The 22,985-nt window shown below is 61.1% G+C and carries 22 protein-coding genes; 7 read left to right on the forward strand and 15 right to left on the reverse strand.

Annotation, left to right across the window (positions count from 1 at the left end; translation table 11 throughout):
- Positions 1 to 6 precede the first annotated feature (6 nt).
- From surE to putP, 6 genes are all read right to left on the reverse strand, one after another.
- Positions 7 to 768, reverse strand: a complete 762-nt coding sequence (gene surE / locus G5380_RS15485) for a 5'/3'-nucleotidase SurE (protein ID WP_005335515.1) — start codon at positions 766 to 768, stop codon at positions 7 to 9.
- Positions 749 to 1,807 carry a tRNA pseudouridine(13) synthase TruD gene (truD, locus tag G5380_RS15490; RefSeq protein WP_227341354.1) on the reverse strand — a complete coding sequence of 353 codons (1,059 nt, stop codon included), beginning with the start codon at positions 1,805 to 1,807 and terminating at the stop codon, positions 749 to 751. Before truD ends, surE begins: the two co-directional genes overlap by 20 nt.
- On the reverse strand, positions 1,807 to 2,283 hold the full coding sequence (gene ispF / locus G5380_RS15495; protein ID WP_040097825.1) for a 2-C-methyl-D-erythritol 2,4-cyclodiphosphate synthase: 477 nt from the start codon (positions 2,281 to 2,283) through the stop codon (positions 1,807 to 1,809). Before ispF ends, truD begins: the two co-directional genes overlap by 1 nt.
- A 146-nt stretch (positions 2,284 to 2,429) precedes the next feature.
- Positions 2,430 to 3,122, reverse strand: a complete 693-nt coding sequence (gene ispD / locus G5380_RS15500; RefSeq protein WP_421352880.1) for a 2-C-methyl-D-erythritol 4-phosphate cytidylyltransferase — start codon at positions 3,120 to 3,122, stop codon at positions 2,430 to 2,432.
- Positions 3,115 to 3,432, reverse strand: a complete 318-nt coding sequence (ftsB, locus tag G5380_RS15505; RefSeq protein WP_005335520.1) for a cell division protein FtsB — start codon at positions 3,430 to 3,432, stop codon at positions 3,115 to 3,117. The genes ispD and ftsB overlap by 8 nt, the downstream gene beginning before the upstream one ends.
- 208 nt (positions 3,433 to 3,640) lie before the next feature.
- Complete coding sequence (gene putP, locus G5380_RS15510) at positions 3,641 to 5,158, reverse strand: sodium/proline symporter PutP (RefSeq protein ID WP_201986304.1); 1,518 nt, start codon at positions 5,156 to 5,158, stop codon at positions 3,641 to 3,643.
- 326 nt (positions 5,159 to 5,484) lie between these two features.
- Here putP and G5380_RS15515 point away from each other — a divergent pair, with 326 nt between their 5' ends.
- Entirely contained in the window at positions 5,485 to 6,378 is an 894-nt protein-coding gene (locus G5380_RS15515; RefSeq protein WP_100652902.1) for a VirK/YbjX family protein, read from the forward strand.
- Between the two features lie 69 nt (positions 6,379 to 6,447).
- Here the strand turns inward: G5380_RS15515 and G5380_RS15520 are convergent, their stop codons facing one another.
- The 8 genes from G5380_RS15520 to G5380_RS15555 all read right to left on the reverse strand — a co-directional run bounded on the left by G5380_RS15520 (position 6,448) and on the right by G5380_RS15555 (position 14,580).
- Complete coding sequence (locus tag G5380_RS15520; protein ID WP_005354531.1) at positions 6,448 to 7,374, reverse strand: L,D-transpeptidase family protein; 927 nt, start codon at positions 7,372 to 7,374, stop codon at positions 6,448 to 6,450.
- 187 nt (positions 7,375 to 7,561) lie between these two features.
- On the reverse strand, positions 7,562 to 8,803 hold the full coding sequence (locus G5380_RS15525) for a mechanosensitive ion channel family protein (protein WP_005335524.1): 1,242 nt from the start codon (positions 8,801 to 8,803) through the stop codon (positions 7,562 to 7,564).
- Between the two features lie 143 nt (positions 8,804 to 8,946).
- A complete protein-coding gene (locus G5380_RS15530) occupies positions 8,947 to 10,146 on the reverse strand; it encodes an acetate kinase (protein ID WP_421352881.1) in 1,200 nt (399 codons plus the stop codon).
- Between the two features lie 274 nt (positions 10,147 to 10,420).
- Positions 10,421 to 10,891, reverse strand: coding sequence for a YhcH/YjgK/YiaL family protein (locus G5380_RS15535; RefSeq protein WP_124928596.1), 471 nt, complete (start codon positions 10,889 to 10,891; stop codon positions 10,421 to 10,423).
- 314 nt (positions 10,892 to 11,205) lie between these two features.
- Positions 11,206 to 12,312 carry a 1-acyl-sn-glycerol-3-phosphate acyltransferase gene (locus G5380_RS15540; RefSeq protein WP_005362790.1) on the reverse strand — a complete coding sequence of 369 codons (1,107 nt, stop codon included), beginning with the start codon at positions 12,310 to 12,312 and terminating at the stop codon, positions 11,206 to 11,208.
- A 130-nt stretch (positions 12,313 to 12,442) separates the two neighbouring features.
- Positions 12,443 to 13,141 carry an aspartate/glutamate racemase family protein gene (locus tag G5380_RS15545; RefSeq protein ID WP_421209670.1) on the reverse strand — a complete coding sequence of 233 codons (699 nt, stop codon included), beginning with the start codon at positions 13,139 to 13,141 and terminating at the stop codon, positions 12,443 to 12,445.
- A gap of 126 nt (positions 13,142 to 13,267) precedes the next feature.
- Complete coding sequence (locus G5380_RS15550; protein WP_124928593.1) at positions 13,268 to 13,858, reverse strand: LysE family translocator; 591 nt, start codon at positions 13,856 to 13,858, stop codon at positions 13,268 to 13,270.
- Positions 13,859 to 13,983: 125 nt separating this feature from the next.
- Entirely contained in the window at positions 13,984 to 14,580 is a 597-nt protein-coding gene (locus G5380_RS15555; RefSeq protein ID WP_421352882.1) for a LysE family translocator, read from the reverse strand.
- A 116-nt stretch (positions 14,581 to 14,696) separates the two neighbouring features.
- Here G5380_RS15555 and G5380_RS15560 point away from each other — a divergent pair, with 116 nt between their 5' ends.
- From G5380_RS15560 to G5380_RS15570, 3 genes are all read left to right on the forward strand, one after another.
- Positions 14,697 to 16,073, forward strand: coding sequence for a PLP-dependent aminotransferase family protein (locus G5380_RS15560; protein ID WP_421209667.1), 1,377 nt, complete (start codon positions 14,697 to 14,699; stop codon positions 16,071 to 16,073).
- 54 nt (positions 16,074 to 16,127) lie between these two features.
- Positions 16,128 to 16,595, forward strand: coding sequence for a hypothetical protein (locus G5380_RS15565; protein ID WP_421249983.1), 468 nt, complete (start codon positions 16,128 to 16,130; stop codon positions 16,593 to 16,595).
- Positions 16,596 to 16,720: 125 nt separating this feature from the next.
- Positions 16,721 to 18,382: a hypothetical protein gene (locus G5380_RS15570; protein WP_216952011.1), complete on the forward strand. Its 1,662-nt coding sequence runs from the start codon at positions 16,721 to 16,723 to the stop codon at positions 18,380 to 18,382.
- A 152-nt stretch (positions 18,383 to 18,534) separates the two neighbouring features.
- Here the strand turns inward: G5380_RS15570 and G5380_RS15575 are convergent, their stop codons facing one another.
- Positions 18,535 to 18,948: a CBS domain-containing protein gene (locus tag G5380_RS15575; RefSeq protein ID WP_227341361.1), complete on the reverse strand. Its 414-nt coding sequence runs from the start codon at positions 18,946 to 18,948 to the stop codon at positions 18,535 to 18,537.
- Positions 18,949 to 19,102: 154 nt separating this feature from the next.
- Here G5380_RS15575 and G5380_RS15580 point away from each other — a divergent pair, with 154 nt between their 5' ends.
- Genes G5380_RS15580 through G5380_RS15590 form a run of 3 tightly spaced genes read left to right on the forward strand, consistent with a single transcriptional unit; the run spans position 19,103 to position 22,315 of the window.
- Positions 19,103 to 21,013 carry an ABC transporter ATP-binding protein gene (locus tag G5380_RS15580; protein ID WP_319919637.1) on the forward strand — a complete coding sequence of 637 codons (1,911 nt, stop codon included), beginning with the start codon at positions 19,103 to 19,105 and terminating at the stop codon, positions 21,011 to 21,013.
- The gene (locus G5380_RS15585) at positions 21,006 to 21,467 is read left to right on the forward strand and encodes a DUF2390 domain-containing protein (RefSeq protein WP_421324741.1); all 462 of its coding nucleotides are present in this window, start codon (positions 21,006 to 21,008) and stop codon (positions 21,465 to 21,467) included. Before G5380_RS15580 ends, G5380_RS15585 begins: the two co-directional genes overlap by 8 nt.
- Positions 21,461 to 22,315, forward strand: a complete 855-nt coding sequence (locus G5380_RS15590; RefSeq protein ID WP_236351583.1) for a 23S rRNA (adenine(2030)-N(6))-methyltransferase RlmJ — start codon at positions 21,461 to 21,463, stop codon at positions 22,313 to 22,315. The genes G5380_RS15585 and G5380_RS15590 overlap by 7 nt, the downstream gene beginning before the upstream one ends.
- Positions 22,316 to 22,985: the final 670 nt, after the last annotated feature.

A 22,985-nucleotide genomic window follows, 5' to 3' on the forward strand; every position in this document is an offset into this window, starting at 1 on the left:
CCACCCTCATCCCTGCAGATCTAACCAGGCCCCCAGACCGGCGAGACTGTCATAGGCAGTCATATCGATGGTCAGGGGGGTAATCGAGACATAGCCCTGCTCGATGGCGGCAAAATCGGTGCCTTCACCGGCATCCTGCTGGCTACCGGGGGGGCCGATCCAGTAGATGGGCTGACCACGGGGATCCTCGGTGCAGATCACCGACTCCGCCCGGTGGCGGTTGCCAAGGCGGGTGGTCTTGATCCCCTTAATCTGCTCGAGGGGCAAGTCCGGCACGTTGACGTTGAGGATCTGATCGGCAGGCAGGGGGTGTTTCATCAGCCCCTTCACCAGCAGGGCCGCATAGTGGGCCGCCGTGGCGAAGTGGGTCTTGCCTACCAGCGAGATGGCGATGGAGGGGTAGCCAAGATGGCGCCCCTCGGTGGCCGCGGCGACCGTGCCCGAGTAGATGACATCATCCCCCAGGTTGGCTCCGTGGTTGATGCCGGCCACCACCATGTCGGGTTCAGGGCGCACCAGCTCGTTGACCGCCAGATGCACGCAGTCGGTCGGCGTCCCCTTCACCGCATAGCTCTCGCACCCATTAAAGCCGTTTTCTGCAATGCGGGTAACCCGCAGCGGTACTTCCAGCGTCAGCGAGTGACTCGCGCCGCTGCGGTTGCGATCCGGCGCAACCACAATGACCTCGCCGCAGGCGCGCAGCGCCTCGCTGAGGGCACGAATGCCCTCGGCATGCACACCATCATCATTACTGACCAGAATTCGCATCGGTCTGATTCCTGAAACCGTGATCGGCCTCTTCGGCCTGCATTAACTCGCGCACCACGCTGGTGGCAAACGCGCCCGCCGGCAGGAAGAAGGAGAGGGTCAGCGCCTCGCCATCCAGCTGCCAGCTCATCTGCTCCGGCTTGAGCAGCAGGGGGCGCCTGTCCTGATCCAGCCCGGCTTTCTCCAGCCCGTCACACCAATCGCTGTAAGGAGCCAACACGCCCTGTTCGAACTCGGCAGCGGCGCCCTGACTGACCAGGCGGCCACGGCCCCACTGGGGGGCGGTGAGCTGCACGTCGCCGGAGGCAAGACGCGCTTCCAGCTCGGGGGTCACGCTCTCTTCGCTGAAGATGGAGTGGCTGCCCTTGAGCATCACGCAATCACCGGCCAGCAGCTGATGAGCCAGCCCCTGCTCGATACGGGCGCTGACAATGGCGTTGAACAGCATGCTGCGGGCGGCAGAGAGGTAGAGGGAGCGCTTGTTGCGATCCTTGATCCGCTTGCCGGCAAACATCGCCTTGGCCGCTTCCAGGTTGTTGCCATCGCGGCCAAAACGCTGCTCACCATAGTAATTGGGCACGCCCTGAGTGGCGATGGCCTGCAGGCGCGCTTCCAGCCCGTCGGCCTGTTCCAGACCGGTGAGACGCAGGGTGAAGTGGTTGCCCTTGAGGTAGCCAACCCGCAATTTGCGGTTGTGACGCCTGGCTTGCAGGATCTGGATGCTGTCGCTCTCGATAACCGACAGGTCCGGTTCGGCCTTGCCCGGCAGGTGAATGCCGAACCACTGCTCGGTCACCGCGTGGCGATCTTTCAGGCCCGCCCAGGTCACCGCATTGCGGTTGACCCCGGCCGCATCGGCCAGCAGACCCGCCACCCAGGCGGTGTTCTCGCCGGTTTTGCGCACCCGGACGAAGATATGCTCCCCTTCACCGCAAGGCTCAAACCCGAGATCTTCATTGACCACGAAATCGGCGGCCTCGGCCTTGAGGATACCGCGGGCAGTGGGCGCCCCGTGCAGATAGGCAAGTTGTTCCAGCATTATTGTTTCACCAGTAGGACGACGGCTTCGGTGGCGATCCCTTCCTTGCGCCCCGTAAACCCAAGCTGTTCGGTGGTGGTCGCCTTGACGTTCACCCGGTTCAAATCACATTGCAGATCGGCGGCCAGCACGGCGCACATGGCGTCGATATGGGGCGCCATTTTGGGGGCTTGGGCGATGATGGTCACATCCAGGTTGCCGATGGCATAACCCGCCTGCTGTACCCGGGCAAAGACATCACGCAGCAGAATGCGACTGTCGATCCCCTTGAACTCGGCAGCGGTATCGGGGAAGTGGCGACCGATGTCACCGGCGCCGATGGCCCCCAGCAGGGCATCGCTCACCGCGTGCAGCACCACATCGCCGTCAGAGTGGGCAACCAGCCCCTGCTCGTAGGGAACCGGCACGCCACCCAGCATGCAGGGGCCAACACCACCAAATTTATGGACATCAAAACCATGACCAATGCGCATCATCAGCGGCAACCTCCCAACATGCTGAAACCAACCCCATCAATTTTGTGTACGTCCACACCATGTCCAATCCGGATCATGCTAACTCCTTGTTCGGGCCTGTTTGTTCGAGACGCTCTGCTCTGAACGGTCTGTTATGACTGAGGGGCTTATGCCTGCTGGCTTAAAAACAGCCCCGCCAGCGACAAGTCTTCCGGCCGGGTCACTTTGATATTGTCGGCGCGCCCCTCCACCATCCGCACCGTGAATCCGGCCCGCTCCATGGCGGAGGCCTCGTCGGTGATGGTGGCGCCCAGCAGCAACCCCTCTTCCAGTGCCCGCTTCAGGGCACTAGTCGGGAACATCTGGGGCGTCAGGGCATGCCAGAGCTGCTCGCGCTCGACGGTGGCGATGATATTGCCCTCCCCATCGGAGCGTTTCATGGTATCGCGCACCCGGCTGCCGAGAATGGCACCGCCGCAGTTCATGGCCGCGACAATCAGCGCATCGAGATCGCCGTGAGTCAGACAGGGGCGGGCCGCATCGTGCACCAGCACCCACTCCCCTTGCGCCAAATGGAGACCATTGAGGACGGAAAAGGCGCGCTCGGCGCCTCCCTCTACCCGCACAATGCGCGGGTCGGCCGCCACGGGCAGGGCCTCGAACCAGCGATCATGGGGCGCCAGCGCCACGATCACCTGGGCGATGGCCGGGTGGGAGAGCAGCCGCTCCAGGGTATGTTCGAGAATGGTTTTACCCGCCAGTTGCAGGTACTGCTTGGGGCAATCGGCCCCCATTCGGCTGCCGATACCGGCGGCAGGGACGATCGCCGTCAGGCCGGATACCCGGCTGGCATCAGTCATCGTAGGGCTCATCGTCCGGCGCTGTCTCTTTGTCTTTCTCTTTGGGGATGATCCGGTAGAAGGTCTCCCCCTGCTTGATGTAACCCAGATCGTTGCGCGACAACTCCTCGATGGCCTCGAGGCCAGAGGTGAGATCATCTATCTCGCGGTAAATGAGGTCGTTACGATCCTTGAGAGTCTGGTTGTCCCGCTGTTGCTGCGAGATGGCCTCCGACAGGTTCTGATAATCGGATAGCCCGTTCTTCCCCAGCCAGAGGTCATATTGCAGTCCCCCCAGCAGGAGGATCAGGATCAGGGTGAATAGCCGCATGCACTAGGTCTCCTTCAGGCGGCCTAGTGTCCCATATTCGGTGCCAAGACAAAAGAAAGCGAGCACCCGGGAGCCACTGGCCGAACATAAAAAAGTGCCCAAGAGTGAATCAGATAGCACAAAGCCCCGCCAAACCGGTGCAAGGATGGCCAACCAGGGCGCTCCTTGTCCGGGGGCGGGGCTCTCAATCAGAAAGCGGTAAGGGGGATCAGTTCACCGCGACCGGCTCTCCCGCGCTCTCGGCCGGGGTGTTGTACTCCTCCTCGGCATCGCGGAAACGCTCCAGCATCGCTTTTGAGGGCGCTTCGCCCAGCAGACTGCCCACCACGATGGCCAGCAGTGCGAACAGGAAGCCCGGAATGATCTCATACAGCCCCAGCCAGCCGAACTGCTTCCAGACGATGACTGTGATAGCACCGACCAGCATGCCGGCCAGCGCGCCGTTGCGGGTCATTCTCGGCCAGAGCACCGAGAGCAGCACCACGGGACCAAAGGCGGCACCGAAACCGGCCCAGGCGTAGCTCACCAGCCCCAGCACCCGGTTTTCCGGATTCATGGCAACGGCGATGGCAATCACGGCGATCAGCAGCACCATCAGGCGACCCACCCACACCAGCTCACGCTGGGAGGCATTCTTGCGCAGGAAGGGCTTGTAGAGATCCTCGGTAATGGCGCTGGAGCAGACCAGTAATTGACAACTTAGAGTGCTCATCACCGCCGCCAGAATAGCGGAGAGCAGCACACCGGCGATCCAGGGGTTGAACAGGATCTTGGAGAGCTCGATAAAGACCCGCTCCGGGTTGCCGGTCACTCCAGCCGCCACTTCCGGGAAGCGGGCGAAGTAGGCCAGCCCGAAGAAGCCGATGGCCACCGCGCCTGCGAGGCAGAACACCATCCAGGTCATGCTGATGCGACGGGCATTGGCCATGGAGTGGTGGGAGTCCGCCGCCATGAAACGGGCCAGAATGTGGGGCTGACCGAAGTAGCCAAGGCCCCAGGCCATCAGCGAGATGATGGCGATCACATCCAGATTCTTGAACATGTCGAGGTTGGTGGCGCTCTTGGCGGCCACCTCGATCATGGCGCTGTCTATCCCGCCGACGGCGATGATGACGAAGACCGGGGTCAGGATCAGGGCGAAGATCATCAGGGTCGCCTGCACCGTATCGGTCCAGCTCACCGCGAGGAAGCCGCCGAAGAAGGTGTAGGTGATGGTGGCGGCGGCACCTACCCAGAGGGCGGTGTTGTAATCCATGCCGAAGGTGCTCTCGAACAGACGGGCACCGGCCACCACGCCGGAGGCGCAATAGATGGTGAAGAAGAGCAGGATCACCAGCGCCGAGAGAATGCGCAGCACCTTGCTGTGATCTTCAAAGCGGTAGGTGAAATAGTCCGGCAGGGTCAGGGCATTGCGGTTCTTCTCGGTATGTACCCGCAGGCGACCCGCTACCCAGCGCCAGTTGAGGTAGGCGCCGATGACCAGACCGATAGCGATCCAGCTCTCGGAGATGCCACTGACGAAGACGGCGCCGGGCAGGCCCATCAGCAGCCAGCCGCTCATGTCGGAGGCGCCGGCGGAGAGAGCGGTCACCCAGCTCCCCATCCGGCGGCCGCCCAGAATGTAGTCATCAAAGTTGCGGGTGGCGCGATAGGCGACGAAGCCGATCAACACCATTCCGAGGATATACACCAGGAAGGTGATTAACATGGGTGTGCTAGCTGTCATGCGAAACTCCGTTTTGTGTCATTTTATGCCCGCTCTGGTGACGGGCTCATCCCTAAAAAACCGGCCTAGCTTAATCAGCCGTTCGCGCCAGCTCAACCACTTTTAACAAACACAAAACACAATAAAAACCTTTGCGCATCAAATCATCTGCCACATCAAGAGGATGGCGCCAGATTTCCTGCCGTGGCCGTGGCTGCCATATCGCCGCAACGGCGGCTATTGAGCGTTATGTTTTCACATTTTGTTACTATCCATTTTTTTACAAGCCAGCGCCCCGCTCCTACACTCCCCGCCCTGTCTCATCACACCAGTCAGAGGTCGGCACCATGTCATCTCATCTGTCACACCTGCGAACCCTCGCCCGCCGCCTTCATCCGGTGGAGGAGTCGGGTCATCTCATCCGACGGGCCAAGTATGTGGGGCGTCTCTGGCTCAATCCCGGCGCCCGCGCACTCTATCGCCAGCAGCAGGAGCAACCGCTGCTGGCGCAGGCGATCAGCCGCTTCCCCGATATTCTGGAAAAGCCGATCCACCCCTATCGCCACAAGGGGCTCCGCAAGCGCCTGCGAGCCGGGCTTATCAGCGGCCACTACCAGCAGCTGGCACGTCAGCTGCCCAAGGCGCAACAACTGGCAATCTACAGCGGGCGCGGCCTGCTGCTGGCCCAGTGGCAGAGCGACAAGCTGACGGCACCGCTGACCCTGCAACTGGATTACCAAACCCACATGGGCAAAGAGGGGGAGATGAGCCTGACCCTCAAGCTGGGTGACGCGGCGCTCTATTACATGGCCCTCAATCTGCGCCCCGCGCCGAACCCGACCCTCGAGATCTGCTCGCTGCAGGGCGGCAAGGGGCAGAGCGAGGAGATCAAGCAGGTCACCAAGGCGTGCGGCGGGCTGCGCCCCATGTCCCTGCTGGTCTATATGGCCGCCGAGCTGGCCCGGGGGCTGGCGTGCAAGAGCCTGCTCGGGATCCGCACCCAAAGCCACGTCTATCAGAGCAGCAAGCGCACCGCCGATCGGGTCAAGTTCGACCTCGACGGCTTGTGGCAGGAGCATCAGGGCAGCGTGCAGGATGAACTCTGGATGAGCCTGCCGCTAGAGGTGCCCCGCAAGACGCTGGAGGAGATCCCCTCCCGCAAGCGGGCCAGCTACAAGGCGCGCTATCAGCTGCTCGATCAGCTCGGCAGCGAGCTGCAGGCAAATCTGCTGCGAAGCTGAGTCAGCACAGCAGAAACACAAAGGGCGAACAGCATGCTGTTCGCCCTTTTTCATGACGGGGATTTGCCGTTAGCGGTTGATCGCCATCGGCATGCCGTTGCGCTGCTCCAGCGCCTGCTTCACCAGTTGGGAGTCGCTGTCGGCGTGGGCAATGAAGCGGGTCACCGCCGGAGTCATCGGCAGCGGTGCCGGCAGCTTGGAGTTGAACTCTTCTTCGCTGCGCGACAGCGGCTGATGCACTTCCAGATAGCGGACGCCGTTGGGCTCGAGAGAGGCCTTGATCGGCTGGTTGACGAACTGGACGCGGGTACCGACCGGTACCTGCTTGAACAGATAGGCGATGTCGTCGTTGCGCAGACGCACACAGCCGTGGCTCACCCGCAGGCCGATGCCGAAGTTGGCGTTGGTACCGTGGATGGCGTACATCTTGCCGATGTAGAGGGCAAACAGACCCATAGGGTTGTCCGGGCCGGCTGGCCATACCGCAGGCAGGCTCTCGCCACGGGCGGCGTATTCGGCATGCATCTTGGCGGTCGGGGTCCAGGTCGGGCCCGCTTTCTTGCGCTGCACGCTGGTCACCCAGTTTTCCGGAGTATCGGTGCCGAGCTGGCCGATGCCGATGGGCAGCACTTCCACCACTTTTTTACCCTTGGGGTAGTAGTAGAGTCGCATCTCGGCCACGTTCAGCACGATCCCTTCACGGGGTGCATCCGGCAGGATCAGTTGCTGGGGGATCACCAGCTTCTCGCCGGTCTGAACCAGCAGGGGATCCGCATCGGGGTTGGCTTCGGTCATGTTGGTGAGCCCCAGCTGGAATTTGGCCGCAATGGCCTCCAGCGGCTGGCCGTTCTCTTCGGCCGGAACCACATATTCCAGATTTTCCCCTACCAGACGGCTGTTGGCCGCAGGCAGAGCATATTCAACAGCGAAAACCGGCGCAGCGGTCAGCAGCAGGCTGTAGCAGAGTGTTGCCACACTATTGCGAAGGAGCTTCATAACTTTCCCATGATGATGACTTGAAGTGACGTCTCTGGGCTGGCAGCTGATCAAGAGGGGATCAGGGGCGCGAAGAGAAGGCCGCCATTTTTCTCCTCTGCACGGCAAATTTCAACTGACAAGTGGCGACGGGTCGATGATTAATATGCGGTTTTTTCCACGTCCCCGACCCGCCCGGTTTCCCTGTTTATCCCCGTTGCCAGGCACGCATATCGTAACCTGTGGGAGATTGGTGCAACCGCAGATGAAATTGCTCAATGATGGCGAAGATATGGTCGAAAATATCGGCCTGGATCCCTTCGTAATCGGCCCATGCCGTTGTCGCGGTAAAGCAGTAAATTTCCAGCGGCAGACCGTCTGACGTGGGTGCCAGCTGGCGCACCATCAGGGTCATGTCCTTGCGAATACCGGGGTGGGCACGCAGGTAGGCATCCAGATAGGCGCGCAGGGTGCCGAGGTTGGTGAGGTGACGACCGTTGATGGGGCAGCTCAGGGCATCGCTCAGCTGCTGGTTGTAGGCACTCAGCTCCTGCTCCTTGCGGCTCAGATAGGGTGCCAGCAGTTGGGCCTGCTTGAGCTGCAACTGCTCCTCGGCCGTCAGAAAACGCACACTGGTCATGTCGATATTGACGCTGCGCTTGATGCGGCGGCCGCCCGACTCGGTCATCCCCTGCCAGTTCTTGAAAGAGTCGGAGATCAGGGCATAGGTGGGAATAGTGGTGATGGTCTTGTCCCAGTTCGACACCTTGACCGTGGTAAGCCCGATGTCGGTCACCTCACCATCGGCGCCATACTTGTCCATCTGCAGCCAGTCACCGACACTCAGCATCCGGTTGGCGGAGAGCTGAATCCCCGCCACCAGCCCGAGGATGGGGTCCTTGAATACCAGCATCAGCACTGCGGTCATGGCACCCAGACCGCTGAACAGGAACAGCGGCGACTTGCCGAGCAGCAGGGCGATCATCAGGATGCCCACCAGAATGCTGCCTACCAACTTGGCCCCCTGGAAGATGCCGCGCAGGGGCAAATCCCGGCCAAGGCGGGTGTAACGGCTCACCGACAACAGGCAGTCGAGCAGGGCGAAGAAGGCCAGCAGCAGGAACAGCAAAATCCAGAGCTGGGCCACCATCTCGATAAGCTTGAGGCTATCCGATTGGCGGGGTAGCCAGATCTCCGCCTGACCGAGCAGCACGGCCCCCTGCAGCACAAAGGCGAGCCGGTTGAAGAGGCGCTGTTGCAGCTGGGGCGGCAGCCACACCTGCTTGGCCTTGCCGAGGATCCCCACCAGCCGGACCAGCAGTACCCGGTGCAGCGCCATGTGCAGCAGCAACGAGGTGATGACGATAAAGCCCAGTGCGATCACCAGCGCCATCAGGCTGGTCACCTCCACCCCAAGGCCCGACAACCAGTTAAAAAACGCCTCTTTCATTGCTCTCTCCCGAACCGGGCAGCCCGCTGGCTGCAAAAACAGTGGTGGTCAGGGTACCGCTCCCCTCCCCCATGTCAAATCGGCGTACGCCAGAAATGACAACGCCCGGCACAGGCCGGGCGTTGTTTCAAAGCGAGGCTGACTTAGCAGACCAGGCTCAGGGCATCGCGAGCGATGACCAGCTCTTCGTTGGTCGGGATCACCATGGCGCAACGGCTGTCGGCGGTGGTGATGCGACCTTCGCCACCCAGTACCGCGGCGTTGTTGGCCTCTTTGTCCACCTTGAAGCCGAACAGAGCCAGGCGGTTCAGCACCATCTCGCGCACCATGGCGGCGTTCTCACCGATACCGCCGGTGAAGACCACGGCGTCCAGACGACCGTCCATCGCAGCGGCGTAGGCACCGACATACTTGGCCACACGGTAGGTGAAGACATCCAGCGCGCGCTTGGCACCGGCGTCGGTGGCGTAGTTGGTGGTGACGTAGCGGCAATCGCTGCTCGCTTCGGTCATCCCCAACAGACCGGACTCACGGGTCAGGGTGTAGTTGATCTGCTCAACGCTGTAACCGAGCTGGTCGTGCATGAAGAAGACCACGGCCGGATCGATATCACCGGAGCGGGTACCCATCGCCAGACCTTCCAGAGGAGTCAGACCCATGGAGGTGTCAACGGATTCGCCGTTCTTGATGGCGCAGACAGAGGCACCGTTACCCAGGTGGCAGTTGATGATGTTCAGTTCATTCAACGGCTTGCCCAGCTCTTTTGCGGCTTCTTCCGCGATGTAGCGGTGAGAAGTACCGTGGGCACCGTAACGACGGATGCCGTGTTCGCGGTAGAGCTTGTGCGGCAGCGCATACAGGTATGCCTCTTGCGGCAGAGTCTGGTGGAAGGCGGTGTCGAACACGGCCACGTTCTTCTCGGACAGCTGCGGGAACACTTTCAGCGCGGCGCGAATACCGATGAGGTGGGCCGGGTTGTGCAGCGGGGCGAACGGAATGGCGGCTTCGATACCGGCGATCACGCCGTCATCAATGCGCACGGAGCGGGAGAACTGCTCGCCACCGTGTACGATTCGGTGACCGATGGCCACCAGTTGCTCGGCAAGAGTCGGATCCTGCGGCAGGATGTGACCCACGATATGGTCGAGGGCCTCCTGGTGAGCGGCACCCGCTCCCAGCATGGCTTCGCCCTTGACCCCGTGGAGTTTCCATTTGATACGTGCATCATCCAGATTGAAGCATTCGGCCAGGCCGGACAGCATGTCCTCACCTGTTTCGGCGTCCATTACGGCAAATTTCAGGGAAGAGCTACCGCAGTTAAGGATCAATACCAACTTGCTCATTTTCTACATCTTCCTGTGCTTCGGCTTTATGCCGACAGTGTCGTGTCATCCAAAAGAGGATGGGATTCCCCTGCCGGGGGCTTATGGTCGCAGGAGGGTGCGTCCAATTTTTCAATTCTTGCTCTTGAAAGAGTCATCGCAACCTGTGGTGCGTATCACTGGTTTCAATTCTTGCTCTTGAAAGAGTGATCGCAACTTGTGGTGCGTATCACTGGTTTCAATGCTTGCGAGTCTCAACGCATCAGCTGCGCAGGGCTCGCCTCAATGGGAATGCTCAGGCGATAGCCAACAGATCCTTGTGTACCTTGACCACCAGCTTCTTCACCTTGGCGGGCTGGTTGAAGGTACAGAGCGGGCGGTGCAGCTCGCCCGGCCAGAAGATGGCGAAATCGCCAGGTTGCAGCGCCAGATAGCTGGTCTGCTCGTCATCGACAAACCAGAGGTCGGGATGGGGATGGTCGGCGCCGTCGCTCACATAGTCGTGGGGGCCCACACCAATCCACTCTTCACCGCGCAGCAGCAACTGGATATCGAGATACTGCTGATGGAATTCGCCACGGCGATCCGCGGCTGGCTCGGTCAGATCTTCGCTCACCAGACAGAACAGGTTGAGACCATCGATCTCGGTCTTGCCGAGCGGAGCGTCACCCCAGTGAGCCACGCTCTTCACCACCTCGGCCATGATATGGGCCAGCGGGGCGGGCAGCGGCGTCCGCTGCAGGGTGTTCAGGCTACCGGTGATCATGGCGTCTGTTTCCTGTTAGGTATATCTGAGCGGCATCTTTGCCAGCCAATGAAAAAGGACCTGTGACAGGTCCTTCAATAATGCCGTCTGCAATCCGTGCAAACCGGTTTAGAGCTTTTGCTCATGTTCAGCTATATGGGCACTGTTACACACTCGTCAGCACCTTGCCAAGAGACATAATCCCATTTTCATAGTGATCGTACCAGCTGAAACCATATTATTCACCACCCTTTCCCCCTCGACTTTGACCAGACGCAAAAACGGGCGCATCAGCGCCCGTTTTTTTCGCAAAACCGTTTAACAACCGGTTTCATTCAAGCCTTTTTGGCGTTTTCCACCGGTTTGGCGTACATGGCCCGCCAGATCGCCTTGTGCTCTTCCGGCACCTCTGACTGACGGGTCAGGAAGGCCGCCTGTTCGATGGTATTGGCCTTGCCGGAAACATCGGCCGCCAGATAGTTGCTGGGGAATAGGTGGTAACTGCTCCAGATCGCCTTGTCGATCAGCGCGGCCAGTTCGTCCGGATCGCTGAAGCCCTCGGTGATCGGCGCGCCGAAGGAGACGTGTACCCGCCCCTTCATGCCGACGATACCGGCGACGATACTCTCGATATCCTCGAACTCGCCCTTCTCGTAGCTGCCGTTGACCGACTTCTCGTAGAGCTCGCGCGCCTTCGCCTTGTCGGTAGGGTCCAGCTCGTAGCTGATGCTGACCGGCACGATATTGAGGCTGCGCATGTAGTCGACGAAGTCGATCTTCTGCTTCTTGCCGTCGACGTAGAACATCTTGAGGATGGCCGGATCTGTCTTGTCATCGCCATTCTTGGCGCGCCCTTCCTTCTGGGCAATCCAGATGGAGTGACCTTCGTGGACCGAGTTGCCAATATAGGCAGACAGCTCGCCGAGCGCCTTCATCATCTCCCGCGGCCCCTTGGCGGAGCGTTTGACGATAAAGCTCTTGTTGAGCTTCATCAGCTCGGTGGCACAGGGTTTGCGCAGCAGGTTGTCACCGATGGCGATGCGCACGGTATCGAAACCGTGGGTGTGCAGCCCCCAGTTGACGAACGCCGGATCCATAGCGATGTCTCTGTGGTTGGAGACAAACAGATAGCCCTGCTCTTTCTTAAGATGCTCGATCCCGGAGAAGGTCACCCCCTTGGTGGAGGTGGCGATCATGCGGGACATGTACCGGGTGACCCCCATCTGGACCTGATGCACTGTGGTCACTTTTGACCATTTGCGGCGCAGGAACAGGCGGATCATCGGGCGGATGGCCCAACCCAGCCAGCTCATCAGGGAACCGAAACGATACTTGGCGATGGCGCCGATAAATTCATCATCCTGGATCAGCCGTTCGATGGCTGCCGGCACTTCTTCATCGCGGTAGGGGCGAATATCCGCGAATCTATCTACTTCAGTCACAATGTCAGCCTTGCATGCTAGGAAACCGCAGCCAACCCGCGTTGGCCGGGGAAAATTCAGGGCGCAATTTTACACGCTTTTATGGCAAGGGGTATGAGACAAGCATTAATAGTGAGATCTGACCAGTTTATTAATCAGCTGCCAGTGCCAGCGCGACCGCCGCTTCGGCATGGATGGCAGTGGTGTCGTAGAGCGGCACCGCCGCCCGGGCATCCCCCACCAGCAGGGCAATCTCGGTACAACCGAGGATCACCGCCTCGGCACCCGCGGCCGCCAGCCCCTCGATAATCGCCAGATACTCGGCCCGCGATGATTCACGGCTCTCCCCCAGACAGAGCTCGTCATAGATGATCCTGTGTACCCGCTCCCGCCCGGCCTCATCGGGTACCAGCACCGCCAACCCGAAGCGCTCCTGCAAGCGCCCCTTGTAAAAATCCTGCTCCATGGTGAAGCGAGTGCCGAGCAGGCCGACCCGGGTTATCCCGTCCGCCTGCAATTTGGCCGCGGTAGCATCGGCGATATGGAGCAGCGGGATATCGATGGCCGCCTCAATCTCGGGGGCGACCTTGTGCATGGTGTTGGTGCCGATCAGCAAGAAATCGGCGCCGCCATCCTGCAACTTGCGCGCCTCCGCCGCCAGCTGACGGGCGGTAGCGGGCCAGTCACCGGCATGCTGCAACCGCTCGATACCGGCAAAGTCGACGCTATTGAGCAGCACCCGCGCCGAGTGCAAACCACCGAGCTGTGCCCGCACCCCGCGATTGAGCGCCTGATAATAACTGACGGTGGACTCCCAGCTCATGCCACCCAGCAGACCGATACATTTCATATGAACTCCTTTCATCCCAAGGGAGGGCAGAACCACGCAACCTTGCAGGCAAGGTCACGCGGGCGAGATAAAAAAGGCCCCGCAGGGCCAACAAGACAGCCGGTAAAGGCCCGGGTCAACCCCGGGCTAAATCCAGATCATCCCGACACAGGCGGCCGTCGCCAGCCCCATGCCCAGATTGAAACGCCGCCAACCCTGGGCGGTGCGAATGATTTGCCGCACCTGGGCACCAAAAAGCACCCAGAACGCCCCTGTGTAGAGGCCGGTAATAAAGAAGATCACCAACACCCAGAGCGCGGAGGGCCAGTAAGCCTCCCCCGCCAGAGTGAAACCGCTGATGGCGGAGAGCGCCATCATCCACGCCTTGGGGTTGAGCAGTTGCAGCATGGCCCCCTGATGGGCGGGAATGAGCGGCCGGTTGCCCTCGGCCGGGCCGCTGGCGGTCGCCACCTTCCACGCCAGCCAGAGCAGATACGCCGAACCGATAAGCTTGAGGCCGTCGTGCAGCAGCGGCACCTTCTCGAACACCACGCCAAGCCCCAGCGCGGTAGCGAGGATCATCAGATTGATCCCCCCGACCACCCCAACCAGCAGGGGAATCGTGCGGCGAAAACCCTGCGCCGCCCCGGCGCTGGTGAGCAACATATTGTTGGGCCCCGGCGTGCCGCAGGTAACCAGGGCAAACCCCGCCAGGGGCAGTAACCAGTTCAGATCCATCTCAACCTCTTGTCGATACAACGCCCCCGTTATGGGGAAAGCCTTCTAATATGCAGAGCCAACCCCTTGGCGACAAGTCAGAAATGCCTCTTTCTCGGCCACCTCCCCCATCAGCGCAGCACGGCTCAATACCAGAGCATCACCACGCAGAGCGCCGTCAGCAGACCGAGAGAACCGTTGAGTCGCCGCCAGCCCCGATCCGAGCTGATCCAGTTGCTCAGCTGATGGCCGAACAGTACCCAGACAAAGCAGACCGGCAGGGCCACCAGCACAAACATGACCATCACCGCCAGCTGACTCGACCAGTAACTGGCGCCGGGCAGGCTGAACAGACTGATGGCGGAGATCCCCATCATCCACGCCTTGGGGTTTAGGAACTGAAAGCCCAGCCCCTCCAGCATGGTCAGCGGACGGGCCCTACGGGCCGGATCCCCCGGCGCCCCGACCACCGCGATACGCCACGCCAACCACAGCAGATAGAGGCTGCCGAAGATCTGCAAACCGAGCCGTAGCAGGGGCCAGCGCTCGAACAGCGGATAAAGCCCCAGCGCCAGCACCAGTTGCAACACCGGCTGCCCCAGCCCCACCCCGAGCAGATGTGGCAGAGTGCGACGCACCCCGAAGTTGGCGCCGGAGGCCGTCAGCATCAGGTTGTTGGGCCCCGGCGTACCGCAGGTGAGTACGGCAAAACCGAACAGGGTGACATACCACTCCATCGTCATATTGTGACTCCTTGCCTGCCACATTGTATCGATACAATATGTGCTATTTGGTTGTTATCAGGTTGAAATTCACGCTATATTGACAATGAATTTGGATCAATGGATTTATTGTCACCATGACAATCTGGACGCCCGACCTTGCGGCCTTCGATGGCCCCCTCTACCTCAAGCTGGTCAAAGCGATCGAACAGGGGATCGTGAATGGCGAGCTGCCACCGCAGACCCGATTGCCTACCCACAGATCCCTGGCGGATCGTCTGGGTGTCACCGTCGGCACCGTCACCCGCGCCTACAGCGAGGCGGAGCGACGCGGCCTGCTGGCCGCCCGGGTGGGCCACGGCACCTGGGTCAAGGGAGCGAACACGGATCCCGCCAATGAGTGGGTGATCCGCCAGGAGGAGGGGCACCGCATCGAGCTGTGGCAGAACCTGCCGGTACAGCTGGATCGGGCGGCCATCATTCGCCCCATGCTGGGGGAAGTGGCAGACGGGGATCTCAACGCCCTGCTCGGCTACGACAAGGAGGCGGGACGACCGGATCAGCGCCAGCAGTTCGTCAACTGGCTGGCGGAGCAAGGGGTGGCCTGTAGTGAGGATCGCCTGCTGTTCAGCCACGGCGCCCAGCACGGCATCATGCTGGCGCTGCTGGCGACCGGCTGCGTGGGGGAAACCATCCTGTGCGAGGGGCTGAGCTACCCCGGTATGCTGGGCAATGCCCGCCAGCTGAAGAATCAGGTGGTGGGGCTGGCGATGGACGAGGAGGGGCTGCTGCCCGAGGCGCTGGACGCCGCCTGCCGTACCCGCCGGGCCAAGCTGCTCTACCTCACCCCGACCCTGCAAAACCCCACCACCGCCATCATGAGTCTGGCGCGACGGGAGGCAATCGTCGCCATCGCCCGTAACCACGATCTGCTGATCATCGAAGATGACGTCAACGGCCTGTTGCCCCAGCAACCGGTGATCCCTCTGGTCAATCTGGCGCCGGAGCGGGTCATCTATCTGGGCAGTCTGGCCAAGATCGCCTGCGGCGGCCTGCGGGTGGGCTTCGTGCTGACGCCCCCTGCCCTGCGCAGCGCCTTCGCCCAGACCATGCGGCTGTCGAGCTGGATGGTGAGCCCGCTGCTGATCGAGCTCGCCTGCAAAATGGTCAGTCAGCGCCAGATCATGCCGCTGGTCGAGCAGCAGCGTGAGATCCTCAAACGCCGTGGCGAACTGCTGCGCCACCTGCTGCCTGCCGCCCGCTGGCAGCCTGGCAGCATGCACGCCTGGCTACCGCTGCCTGAGCCTTGGCGCAGCCAGCAGTTTGCTGCCGCCGCCGACGCCCTTGACGTTGGCGTGGCGAGCGGGGAACACTTCGCTGCCGGTCAGTTTGCCGCTCCGCAAGGGGTGCGCCTGAGCCTGAGCCAACCCGCCACCGACGCCCGAGTCGGCGAAGGGCTGGCCCGTCTGGCGCAACTGCTGCAGGGGACGCCCCCCAGCAATCCCCTGCTATAGTCAGGGCCAACCGACCTGACCTTCACGCTTCATCGTCATTGCCAAGGAGATGCCGTGCCCCCCATCAGAGCCGCCCTGCTGCTTGCCACCCTGTTGTTGGGTGGCTGCGCCTCGTCAACGACCCACCAACAGCTGGGGGCCGCGCTCAATGGACTGGAAGGGGAGTTGCAACGACTGGAAGAGGAGCTGGCGGCGATGAACGGCCTGCACTATCAAAAGGCGATCGATGCGCCGCTCAGTTTGCGCCGTGCGCTCGGGGCGCCGCAGCCCACACCAGAGGGGCTGGTACCGATGACCAGCAAGCTGGAGGATGGGCCAATCCTGCGCTATCAATACCGACTGCCAGCGGGGATGGCGAGCCTACCCCAGGACAACCTCTGCCAGCGCTACGAGTTCGAGCTGCGCCATCTGGGCCGCCTCGGCAAGCTCGAAGTCAGCTGGCAAGGGAAACTAGGGAGTGGTTCACACCTGATCCGTCAAACAGAGTGTGTCTTTCTCACCGGGGTACATGGCTCCCGGTAACCACCTATAGTGCCCTCTCCCTTCCCGCGCTGACTACTGTCACTTTTCCTCCCTCCGCAGAGTTGTCGCTATGTTCCTCTTGGGTCTACTCTGATCTACTCGTGGAGTATTGAAAGGACGCGTGCATGACGATACTGCTGCTCGAAGAGGATCCCCTGCTCCGTAGCGCCATCACCAGAGAACTGACCGAACAGGGTATTCCTGCTGAACGGATCCACCACCACAGCCATCCGGGTCAGGAACGCAGCGGTCTGCTCACCCTGCTGCAACAACAGCCATTCGATGCCATTGTCTGCCAGCAAAATAGAAAACTGGGCCATGACGGCGCCCGCCTGCTGCATGAGGCACACTACCTCGGCCTGCTGCAACCCGCCTGCGTCCTGTTGTTGCTGGATGCGGACCAGAACGAGCAGGATTTTCTCCCCTCGGACCTCTACTTCTCCCTCCATCTGCCACTCCCCTTCATGGCAGGAGAGCTCACGACTGTGCTCAAGCAGTTGGCACAACTGAGCAAAATGACCCACACCCTCGCCCCTCCGGCCCTGCTGCGGGAGTGGAAACTGGCGACCGCACTCTGTGAAGACCTGCTCTATCAACGGGACAACCGCCCCCTTGCCCCCTGGCTGGATCGGTTCAAGGGCTACCTGCTGCTGCAATCCAGCGAACAGCTCACTGCCGCTCAGCATTATGCCCTCTGCGCCAACGAGTATCGGGCAAGCTGGCCAAGGGTCGGACTGTTTTACGCCATGTTGGGATTGGGCAAACTGCAGAGTGCCGAAACTGACTTGCAGCGTCATCAGGCCATATTGCCGACCGCCACCCGACTGGAGCTGCAACTCGCCAGCCAGCTGCACCAACATCAGTGGCAGGCAGCCTGGGAGACCATGGTGCAGCTGCAGCAAGTCCGCCCTCATCAACCACGCTGGCATCAGCTGGCCATGATTCTGGGACTGTTACAGCAAGACGAGAGGAAGGTACTGGAACAAGCCAGCACCCTGAATCTTCACTATTTCAGTGAGCTGCGCGTCCGGTTGGCCATCGACCACTTCATGATCAATGCCATGCTGGCGGTACTGTGGCATGCACCGTCCAGCAACCGGATCCGCTCCCTGAAACAGGAGTGGACCCACCTGCAGCGAACAGTGAACCTGCCTCCCCAGGAGTACGAGCTGCTGCAAGCACTGATGCAGGGACTGGATTACTGCTTCGACGAGGCGTTGATCCTGATCGCCCACCATCAACCCAACCAGGCGAGCGAGAACCATCTCACCCTGTTGTTGGGCTTTGCCGTCTGTCAGTTTTGTGGCCTGCCCCATCATGCCCAGCGTTATCTCGCCCAACTGGCACACTACCGTGACCGTGTCGCGCCCCACCCACTGACCCGTAAACTGTTTCACCATCTGCTAACGGAACTGGGCCAACGGTTGACGACGCGGGAGCAGCGCCTGACCAGCTTGCGCCAGACCCGCCATCAGGGGATACAAAAAGGTGATTATCAACTGGCTCTGCAGGCCGGCTTGCAGTTGCTGGAGGAGTTCCCTGCCCTGCCCGGCGATGCCTGGCAATTGCTGGAACTGCTGCAACACAGCTGGCCGACGGGCATGGCTGCCCCTAAGGTAGCGCTGCTGGTCGATACCCTGGAGCGGCGCCTCAAGCACAGCCCTGCGTTTCTGGATCAACATGCCCAGCAGTACCAGCGTACTCTGCAGGAGATCCGCACCCACTTGCAGCCGCACCTCTCCGGCAGTGGCCCATCCAGCCTGGCCAAGGGGCCCCCGGAGTCATGATGAAGCAGCAGGGGGTGCACTTACCTGCGCCACCAGCCACCACATAGAGAGAGGGGAGCCTTGGCTCCCCTCTATTCATTTCGTGTACCCTTATGGCCCTCAAGGACGGGCACAAGCAGATACGGTGACAGATGACTGTTAAGTCCCCGGGCTCAGCCCAGTGCATCACTCTCCAGCGCCGCCTTGAGAAAATCCTTCCAGCTGATGATGCCGACCAGGGCGCCATTCTCCAGCACCGGCAGGCAGGAGACCCCCTTCTCCAGCATCAGCTTGACGCCGTCGCGCACGGTGAGATGGGGAGCGATGGTGACGAGCTGACGACTCATGATCTGGTGGGCCCGCTTGTTGAGGGTTTCGGTATCGCGGCTCATCTCGGCTTCGGAGTCGAGATAGGGGCTGATGGCGCGGAACAGATCCCGATCCGAGATGACCCCCACCAGCTCCTCCTCTTCCAGCACCAGCAGGTGGCGAAAGTGTGCCTGCTCGAAGATATCCCTGATGACTCGGAGTCGATCATCCATTGAAACGGTGGCGACCCGGGTCGTCATAATATCCCTGATATGCATGCTAACCTCCCGTAACCAAACTGGTTTCTCTGTTATGGCATGTTTTTGCAGTGCCAGCCAGTAGCCAGCCCTTCGCTACAGTGCAAATCAGCGTCATTTCACGTAAGATCCGCGCCAGTTTTTCTCCTCCATTTTGAGCAAGCAGATCCCACCCATGATAGTTGCCAGTCAAATCGAACTGATCCGCGGCGGCCGCAAGCTGCTGGACAACGCCTCCGCCACCATTCACCCCGGCCACAAAGTGGGTCTGGTGGGCAAAAACGGCTGTGGCAAGTCCACCTTTTTTGCACTGGTACGGGGCGAGCTGGCCATCGACAGCGGCACCTTCAGCCTGCCCGCTGGCTGGCAGATCGCAGGCGTGGCGCAGGAGACCCCGGCGCTCGACTGCTCCGCGCTCGAGTATGTGATCGACGGCGACAAGGAGTTCCGCTCGCTGGAAGCCCAGCTGGTACAGGCCGAACAGGATGACAATGGTCTGCTGGTAGCCGAGCTGCACGGTCGCCTCGATACCATTGGCGCCTACAGCATTCGCGCCCGCGCCGCCGAACTGCTGCACGGCCTCGGTTTCAGCGATGAGCAGCTGAGCTCGCCGGTTCGCAGCTTCTCCGGTGGCTGGCGCATGCGTCTGAACCTCGCTCAGGCGCTGCTCTGCCGCTCCGATCTGCTGCTGCTCGATGAACCGACCAACCACCTAGATCTCGACGCCGTCATCTGGCTGGAGAAGTGGCTCAAGGGCTATCAGGGCACGCTGGTGCTTATCTCTCACGACCGCGATTTCCTCGACTCGGTCATCAGCCGCATCATCCATATCGAGAACGGCAAGCTCAACGAATACACCGGCGGCTACTCCGACTTCGAACTGCAGCGCGCCGAACAGCTGGCCCAGCAGCAGTCCATGTACGAGAAGCAGCAGCGGGAGATGTCCCACATGCAGGCGTATGTGGACCGCTTCCGCTACAAGGCCTCCAAGGCCCGTCAGGCCCAGAGCCGCCTGAAAGCGATGGAGCGGATGGAGAAGATCCTGCCCGCCCACGCCGACTCGGAATTCAGCTTCGAGTTTCGCGAGCCGTCGGCCCTGCCGACCCCGCTCATCGCCATGGAGAACCTCTCTGCCGGTTACGGCGACAAGGTGATCCTGGAGAAGATCAAACTCAATCTGGTACCGGGTTCGCGCATCGGTCTGCTCGGTCGCAACGGCGCCGGTAAGTCGACCTTTATCAAGATGCTGTCGGGCTCCAACCCGCCGCTCTCTGGCAAGCTCGAAGTGAGCGCCGGGGTGAGCATCGGCTACTTCGCCCAGCATCAGCTGGAGACCCTGCGTCTCGATGATTCCCCGCTCGATCATCTGGCCCGCCTCGCGCCGGACAAGACCGAGCAGGAGCTGCGCAACTATCTGGGCAGCTTCGGTTTTCACGGTGACAAGGCGCTCGACAAGGTGGCGCCCTTCTCCGGCGGCGAAAAAGCGCGGCTGGTGCTGGCGCTGATCACCTGGCAAAAGCCCAACCTCTTGCTGCTCGATGAACCGACCAACCACCTGGATCTGGAGATGCGCCACGCCCTCACCATGGCGCTGCAAGGCTTCGAAGGGGCCATGGTAGTGGTCTCCCACGACCGTCACCTGCTGCGCACCACCACCGACGACTTCTATCTGGTACACGGTGGCCGGGTCGAGCCGTTCGACGGCGATCTGGACGATTACCACAAGTGGCTCGGCGAGCAGGAGAAAGAGGCCAACGCCAAACCGGCGGATGGCCCCGTCTCTGCCAACTCGGCTGTGGCGCGCAAGGATCAGAAGCGGCGCGAGGCGGAGTTTCGCCAGCAAACCCGTCCCCTGCGCCAGAAGCTGGAAAAACTCGAAGCGAGCATGGAGAAGCTGCAAGGCAAGCTGGCCGACATCGAGAGCCAGCTGGCCGACACCGCCATCTACGAAGAGAGCGCTAAAACCAAGCTCTCCGAACTGCTCAAATCCCAGGGCCCCCTCAAGGAGCAGCTGGAAGAGGTGGAGCTGGAGTGGATGAGCCTCTCCGAAGAGCTGGAAACCATGGAGCAAGCCTTCTTTGCGTGACGAACAGCTGATGGCCAGCGAGCGGGTCGCGGTCCACGAACTGCCGACGCCGATTGGCTTCTGGCACTGGAGCGGCAAGGTCTATGGTGAGCGCAGCCAGGATTGGCTCACCGTGCAGGAGCAGGGGGGCAACGTCAATCTGGCGCTGCTGCTGCACCGGCTCGATCAACTCGACATCGTGGTCGATCTCACCGACCTGCAACCGGCGCTGGTGCAGACCGAAGCGGTGCTGACCCCGTGGCGCGCCCTGCGCCAGAGCGCCAAGACGCGACTCGACGAGCAGCAGTATCAGTCGATGCTGGCCCACGAGCTGGAGCTGGAGCGGCTGCAACAGGGCGTCCTGTTGCAGACCCTGCGCAGCCTCTCCCTGTTTCGCGGCAACAGCCGCAATTTGTTGAACTATCTATCGTTACTGGGTGCCCAGCAGGGCCCCCTCAGAGATCTAATATGCTGAGCTACCGCCACGCCTTTCACGCCGGCAACCATGCCGACGTGCTGAAACACGCCGTTCAGGCCCTGATCATCGAGTCCCTCAAGAAGAAGGAGAAACCCTTCATCGTGCTGGACACCCATGCCGGTGGCGGTCTCTACGACCTGCGCGGCGACTGGTCCCAGAAGAAGGCCGAGTATGCCGACGGCATCGGCCGCCTGTGGGACGAGCGGGCCCAGTGGTCTGCCATGGCCCCCTATCTCGGCGTCATCGAAGAGATGAACCAGAACGGCGAGCTGCACTACTACCCCGGCTCGCCGGAGCTCTCCCGCCGCCTCACCCGCGAGCAGGACAAGCTGGCGCTGATGGAGCTGCACAACAACGAGGTCGAAGACCTGCGCGCCAACATGGGTTACGACCCTCGCGTCGCCGTCCACCACCGTGACGGCTTCGAGGGGCTGATCGCCCTGCTGCCGCCCACTCCGCGCCGCGGGCTGGTGCTGATCGACCCGCCCTATGAGCTCAAAGAAGATTACTTCGCCGTGGTCGATACCCTGAAAAAGGCGCAGAAACGCTGGGCAACCGGCATCTACGCCCTCTGGTATCCGATCCTCGGGCAGGAGGCGGACAAATCCCGCGACATGCTGCGCGCCATCAAGCGCGAAAACTTCGGCAACGTGCTGGTGGCCGAGCTGGAAGTGGCCGGTCAGACTGCCGACTGGGGCATGAACGGCTCAGGCATGCTGATCATCAGCCCGCCCTGGATGCTGGACGAGCAGATTGAAGCCTTCCTCAAACCGCTGTGCGCCAAGCTGGCACAGGGTGCAGGCGCCCAGTACAAGGTGGAGTGGCTCAACAAGGCCGCAGAGTAGGCCCGCACCAGCCCGCTCTGGCGCCCGGTCAACGCGCCAGCAAGTCGCTCACCCAAGCCGTTCACAGTGGCGGCATGGCCAGCAAAGAGAAGCCCCGTTCAGGGGCTTCTTGTTTTTTACCCGCTACAGCTTTACCCACTCACTCTTTTCCCCACTAACGCTTTTCCTCACCAATGGCAGCACCCGTCCCATCTGCACACCAGATCAGTCGTTATTGACCAATTAGTCGATCCAGATCAGAAATCGGCCATCTGGCCCTTTCCCTCCGCCTGCCCACCGCTAATATACCCGATTGGCAACACACACCTCGTTGGAGCCACCCCATGAGCCATGCCAGCTACACCCCGTTGCTTAAACGCAGCAGACTGGAGGCTGAAATTCAGGGGCGGTAGCCATGCCGGATGGAATGGATAAGCGAGAGTTGCCTACGACCCACTCAACATGGTGACGGCCCCATTTTTATTTCTGACCTGCTCACGCAGGCGTGATCTGGCGGCGCTTGCCAAGAGTGCGCTGAGCACTGATTTTTTTATACAGTAGTGACGGTGGCGCAAAAAGAGGAAGTCAAGCGAATACGCCCAGCATGCGAAGAAAGCTGATGACGTTATGATTTAATGATTATTTTTACTTGGCGGCAGTGAAAATGTTACGGAGTTATATGGAATACTCT

This window comes from Aeromonas sp. 604443 (assembly GCF_049170315.1).
GTDB classification, from domain to species: Bacteria; Pseudomonadota; Gammaproteobacteria; order Enterobacterales; family Aeromonadaceae; genus Aeromonas; species Aeromonas veronii_A.